This window comes from Arthrobacter sp. Bz4 (genome assembly GCF_003075455.1).
Classification (GTDB): Bacteria; Actinomycetota; Actinomycetes; order Actinomycetales; family Micrococcaceae; genus Arthrobacter_D.
Genome location: NZ_QDAE01000050.1, coordinates 1 through 4616, shown reverse-complemented (window position 1 = coordinate 4616; position 4616 = coordinate 1). Strand labels below are relative to the sequence as shown.

General features: G+C 57.7%; 5 protein-coding genes. 1 reads left to right on the top strand and 4 read right to left on the bottom strand.

Annotated elements, in window-relative coordinates; all coding sequences use genetic code 11:
- The first annotated feature begins 182 nt into the window (after nt 1-182).
- The gene (locus DDA93_RS15900) at nt 183-1163 is read left to right on the top strand and encodes a bile acid:sodium symporter (protein ID WP_116779296.1); all 981 of its coding nucleotides are present in this window, start codon (nt 183-185) and stop codon (nt 1161-1163) included.
- A 296-nt stretch (nt 1164-1459) separates the two neighbouring features.
- Here the strand turns inward: DDA93_RS15900 and DDA93_RS15895 are convergent, their stop codons facing one another.
- The 4 genes from DDA93_RS15895 to DDA93_RS15880 all read right to left on the bottom strand — a co-directional run bounded on the left by DDA93_RS15895 (nt 1460) and on the right by DDA93_RS15880 (nt 3843).
- On the bottom strand, nt 1460-2059 hold the full coding sequence (locus tag DDA93_RS15895; RefSeq protein ID WP_116779295.1) for a vitamin K epoxide reductase family protein: 600 nt from the start codon (nt 2057-2059) through the stop codon (nt 1460-1462).
- 25 nt (nt 2060-2084) lie between these two features.
- Nucleotides 2085-2735: a thioredoxin domain-containing protein gene (locus DDA93_RS15890; protein WP_116779298.1), complete on the bottom strand. Its 651-nt coding sequence runs from the start codon at nt 2733-2735 to the stop codon at nt 2085-2087.
- 62 nt (nt 2736-2797) lie between these two features.
- Entirely contained in the window at nt 2798-3514 is a 717-nt protein-coding gene (locus DDA93_RS15885) for a cation transporter (protein ID WP_116779297.1), read from the bottom strand.
- Entirely contained in the window at nt 3514-3843 is a 330-nt protein-coding gene (locus tag DDA93_RS15880) for a metalloregulator ArsR/SmtB family transcription factor (RefSeq protein WP_116779294.1), read from the bottom strand. Before DDA93_RS15880 ends, DDA93_RS15885 begins: the two co-directional genes overlap by 1 nt.
- Nucleotides 3844-4616: the final 773 nt, after the last annotated feature.

Genomic DNA, 4616 nt, shown 5'->3' with positions numbered 1-4616 from the left:
AACTAGCCCCCCTCGTACTAGTGACCAGAGTGGGCCACTAAAGCGAGTGCATGACGCTTGCCCCTATTCTGCGGAACGCCGATAACGTTCTAATACGTAAACACCGAATAAAAGACCGTCCGCATCTTCGGAGCTTTGCCATCTAGGCTTGATCCGTGCATACAACTCGTCTCGTTGCAGGTATGGAACGACATCAAATCAATTTATACCTCGCAGCTATCGTCGTTGGCGGTCTCTTCGGGTGGTTGATTCCTACCGCTGCAGAACCGCTGGAAACCGCCATCAATCCAGTCCTGGGCCTATTGTTGTTCGCCACGTTCCTGGGCATCCCCTTCGCGAAAATCGGTTCGGCCTTACGCGATGGACGATTCATGCTCACCGTGATGGTCCTAAACTTCCTGATCGTGCCAGCCATCGTTTTTGGCCTATCCCGGTTCGTCGCCTATGACCAAGCCCTTCTGGTCGGGGTCATGATGGTCCTACTCACGCCATGTATCGATTACGTCATCGTGTTCTCTGGCCTCGCCGGCGGATCCAGTGATCGCCTGCTCGCGGCCGCACCCATGTTAATGCTTACTCAGATGCTGTTGTTGCCGCTTTACCTACTAGTCTTCATCGGCGCAGAGCTCGTTGCTGCGATCGAACCTGAACCATTCATCGAAGCACTGGTCGTGCTCATTATCATCCCGTTGGCCGCCGCAGCGCTGACTCAACAGTGGGCGAACAAAGCAGTAGCAGCGCAACACCTGATGTCTTTGATGCAATCACTCATGGTCCCGCTTATGATGCTCACCCTCGCTACCGTCATCGGATCCCAGATCGTCGGCGTTGGCCAGGAGATCTCATCAGTGCTAACCGTCATCCCGATCTACATCGGATTCCTGATTATCATGGTGCCCGTCGGGATACTTGCCGCCCGCCCAGCAGGACTCGATGTAAGCAGCACCACCGCCGTAGTCTTCAGCGGAGCAACAAGGAACTCACTTGTCGTCCTCCCCCTGGCACTAGCCCTCCCCGAACCCCTATCCCTCGTGGCCTTAGTTGTCGTCACCCAAACCCTCGTCGAACTCCTCGGCATGATCACCTACCTCAAAGCCCTCCCCCGACTCATCAAAAACCGCACCCTTCGGCCAAAGCGCCCTACTCCCTCCAAACACCAATAACACCTGATACGTCATCAATTTCGAGCGCTACCGCACCCCGGGACTGCTTCGATGGCAGTCGGCTCCGCTGTTCTGCAGGTCTGCGGCACCGACCGAAACGGCCTTCCTGGGAGACTCCCGACTACTTGAAGTGAAGGAGTTTCGTCGACGGCCCCGCCGGATGCCGAGCGTCCTACCGGATGGTCCTGGCGAAAAGATTCCCGCGGCGCGAATTGTCGGACAGCGCAAGCGACGCCGCAGAGGAAAAATAGGCGTTGAACGGCAGAAGATGATCTTTCATTCATGATCCAGTCTGTTTAGCCACTGGTGAAGGCGGGCAGAAAGCGGATGAATACTGAAGCGGCAGTGGCTACCCACAGGAGAACAACGATCGCCCAGGCCCAGTCCGCGACAAGTCGTATTAGAGCCACTGGTGCCGGGATGGTTCCGAGCACAAGGTTGCGGACGGTCAGGAGGACGAACATCGCGATCATGGTGGCCCAGACAATCATGCAGTAGATGCAGAGGATGTTGATGTCGAAGAGGGCCTGGCTCCAGAGCCAGATCACAAAGATGAATCCCAGGGTGACCCCTGCCTGCAGGGTAAGCCAGTACCACCGGGCGAATCGTGCCCCGGAGAGCAGAGCCATGCCTGTAGTGATTACTACGGTGAAGGCAACGATGCCGATCAGCGGGTTGGGGAACCCAAAAAGAGATGCCTGCCAGGTTTGGAATACCCGGCCGCAGGAAACCCACGGGTTCACATCGCAGCTAGTAACGTGAGCCGCGTTGTCATAGACAGCCAGGCGTTCCAGGACGAGGATCCCGGACGCTATCCAACCGGTGATGCCTGTTGCTAGAAGGATGAGCGCAAAGGGCCGGTTGCTGGCGAAAGCCGGTGTCCTAATTTCGTCCATCTCGGTAATTCCTGCAGCGGGACGGTTACTGGTCAATGGCGTCTTCGATGAGTTGGCGGAACTCTTCTTCGGTTGTGGGCTGAATTTGCTGTCCGTCGAGGAAGAAGGTGGGCGTTCCGCTAACCCCTAATCCAGTGCCGTCGTTCTTATCAAGCATGACCCGCTGCTCAGTGGCAGGGTCCTCTACTGCTCGGTCGTAAGCTTCCATATCCAGGCCCAGCTCCTCGGCATAACCGCGGAACGTGTCGGCTTGGGACTCATCGGAATGAGACCACTGCTCCTGGGTTTCGAACATCCGCTGATACATGGCCTCGAAGTCGCCCTGTTGCGCCGCTGCTTCAACGGCAATGGCGGCGGTCATGGAGTTCGGGTGTCCCGGTAGCGGGAAGTACCGGCTCACGAAAGTCAGCTCATCGCTGTACTCTTCCCGTAAATCTTCCACCAAAGGGTAGGCAGCCGCGCAGGATTCACATTCAAAATCAAGGAACTCCACCAGGACGGCCTTTTCGTCCCCGGTGGACGGAATCCGGTGACTATTCTCCCGAATCACCTGGGAGGTGGTCGCCAGGCTTTCCTGCTCTGTCGCGTTGTTCTGGTTGTTGACGACGACGAAGCCCACCAGGGCAAACACTGACAGGAGCAAAAAGCCCAAGGCGATCTTATTGGGCGTTGTCATCCCACGGCGCTGGGAAGTCATAGGAGTCTCTTTTCGTTGTGCGACGTTAGTTCAAAGTTGTGTCAGTGGCAGCAGGAGCAGCCGGATTCCTCGGTGGTTTCGGGGATCTTGGAGGACTCGTCCGCCTCAGGGTGGCCTAGGGGGTTCGCGCAACACGCGTCACCCTTCCACGCTTCTCGACCTTCTTTGATCGCCCAGACGGCGATGACCAATGCGGCGATCGGGTCCGCCCATGACCAGCCAAGAAAGCTGTTGAGCAGGAGCCCTGCCAGCAATACCCCGGAGAGGTAGGAACACAGCAGGGTCTGCTTTGAATCCGCGACAGCTGACTTCGAGCCCAACTCGCGGCCGGCACGGCGTTGGAAATAAGACAGCAACGGCATGATCGCCAGGCTGACCGCAGCGAGGACGATACCAACGGTTGAGTGATCGGCCTCGGAACCAGAGATGAGGGCTCGGATAGCGTCGAATCCCACGAAAAGGGCCAACCCGAAGAAGGAGAACGCGATGAATCGTAGCGCTGTCTTCTCCCGCGTTTCGGGATCCTTAGCGGAGAACTGCCAGGCTACCGCCGCGGCGGAAGTCACCTCAATGATCGAGTCGAGTCCAAAGGCGATCAGAGCACTGGAGGACGCCACTGTTCCGGCGGTAATTGCTACTACAGCTTCAATCACGTTGTAGATGATCGTCGCGGCGACGAAGAGACGGATGCGACGTGAAAGTATCGCCCGGCGGGCTAAGTCAGGACGGCCAGCAGCGAGGGGTCTCAGTAAACTCATCAGCAGCATCCCTCGGACGCGCTATTCGCGCAGTGTTCTGGATCGGTTGCCAGCACCACCGCGAGCAACTCGGTGAGTGCGTTGTGCAGTTTCGGATCGGCTAGTTCGTAGCGGGTCCGACGCCCTTCAGGAACGGCCACCACCAGGCCGCACCCGCGCAAACAAGCCAAATGGTTGGACAGGCCTTGACGACTCACGCCCAAGACGTCCGCAAGGTCGCTTGGGTACGCCGGAGCGTCCCGGAACGCCAGTAAAATCCTGCATCGGGTCGGATCGGAGAGAGCATGACCGAACCTGGACAGCACCGATGAATGCGTTAAAGTCTCCATCCATTTATAGTACAGCGATCAGTGAATCCATAAGGTGCTGTACGTAGCAACGGGCCTACCCGTTCGTCATGACCCAAGACCCATCAGATTCAAAGGGATCATCAACGCCTGTCGCAGCCAGCAGGAACAATGCCTGCTCTTCCCGCAATCACAGAGCATCCACACATACGGCTCATTCTGCCGCCCACTCCGGGTTCCCATAAATCGAACATGTGTTCTAATTTTAACCCTGATAAGAAAACCGATCACGGGTTGAAGGGGCGGCGCGCACATGACAGCACAATCGACGGAGACCAAGCCACGAACGGTCAACGAACCGGTGGACATGAGGTTTCACAGCAGCGGCGCCCCGCTGGCGATGCGGTGGCGGGGCAGAATCTGGCAGACCGTTGGGGAACCGGTGAGCTGGTCTAGTTCCCGCAGCTGGTGGGAGCCAGGGAATACCCCCGTGAACGGGCAGGGCAGTCTCATTACCAAGCGGGCATGGCGGTTCCAAGCTCAAACCGGCCCGGCCTCCCCGACCCTTGAGTTCGATATCAGCTTAGATCCACATACTGATGGGTGGCAGCTACGCCGGATCGCTGGGGTCGAGTAACTGTCGGTGCTGGGCTCTAACGTGTTGGTGCCGGTGCCCTAGAGCGGGGGAGCATCTAAGACACCGGCCCGATGAGCCGAGGACTCGATTACTCGACTCACCACCCAGTCTATTTTTCGTTTCTGAGAGTTAGCAGAGTGGCGGCAACGCCGTGGGCCAGAACAAGCGGTACAGGAAG